This is a genomic window from Streptomyces sp. NPDC051219, assembly GCF_040682335.1.
Lineage (GTDB): Bacteria > Actinomycetota > Actinomycetes > Streptomycetales > Streptomycetaceae > Streptomyces.
The window spans coordinates 1-1135 of sequence record NZ_JBFBAS010000096.1 but is presented as its reverse complement, the minus strand read 5'-3'; the positions used below and the strand labels follow the sequence as shown (position 1 = coordinate 1135).

The following is a 1135-nucleotide window of genomic DNA, read 5'->3' as shown; positions in this document are numbered from 1 at the left end:
CGCCTGTACGGGCGCCGCTCCGCGAGGAACCGCGCGCAGAAAGCGCTTGAGGCGGCCGCGGAGTGAACGAGCGTAAGAAGCCGCTCAGTCCGATCCGGGACCCGTTCGTGGTCCAGGACGCGACCGGTGTCGCGATCCGTGACCGCCTCAAGGACCTCACGCCCCAGGATGAGAAGGTCCTCCGCCTGGTCGGCGCCCACCTCGGTTCTCTCGCAGCCGCTGACCTCGCCCGGTACTCACGGGCAGACTTCGAGCGCACCAACCAGTCCTGGGCCGCCCGCAAGCAGGACCTGACCGCGAAGTCGTCGTCGCGTTGGGCGGGTTCCCTCACGAAGGGCACCCACGACCAATATGCCCTCGCCCGGCGCGGCCAGTTCGCGTACCGCGACAAGCTCACCGACGGCATCCGGATGCTCATGCACCGCTTGTCCCTCCCGGTTGGCGAGAAGGGCACGAAGGGCAAGCCCGGCGGGTACCGGTCCCAGGGCGAGTGGTTCCACAAGTCCCGCCGACTCCACATCCTCAAGGCCCGTCTCGAGGCCGTGGAGGATGACATCGCGACGGGCCGCGTGCACGTCGTGCGCGGCGGGAAGAGGCTCGCGAACAACCGGCACAACCTGGCCGCCGCCAAACTCACCGAGACTGGATGGCGGGAACGCTGGGATGCGGCGCGCTGGTTCCTGAGCGCGGACGGCGAGTCCGGGAAGCGGTTCGGGAACGAGACGATCCGCGTCACCCCGGACGGCGAAGTCTCGGTCAAGCTGCCCAAGCCGCTGGAGTACCTGGCCAACGCGCCACACGGCCGGTACACACTCTCTGCCCGCGTCGCGTTCCAGCACCGGGGCGAGGAGTGGGCCGACCGGATCGCCCACAACCGTGCGGTCGCGTACGAGATCCACCTCGACGTACTCAAGGGCCGCTGGTACCTGACCGCATCCTGGAAGCGGCCCGCCGTCCAGACGATCCCCCTTCAGGCCGCGCGCGCCGGTGGGCTCATCGGCGTGGACACGAACGCCGACCACTTCGCCGCGTACCGCCTCGACAAGCACGGCAACCCCGTCGGTGACCCGCAGCGGTTCTGGTACGACCTGACCGGCAGCGCGGACCACCGCGATGCGCAACTGCGGCACGCGCT

The 1135-nt window shown here is 69.6% G+C and carries 1 protein-coding gene; it reads left to right on the top strand.

Going from position 1 to position 1135, the window contains the following annotated elements; genetic code table 11:
- Positions 1-62: 62 nt before the first annotated feature.
- A partial coding sequence (locus tag AB0M62_RS34875; protein WP_366078338.1) for an IS200/IS605 family accessory protein TnpB-related protein occupies positions 63-1135 on the top strand: 1073 nt, incomplete at its 3' end.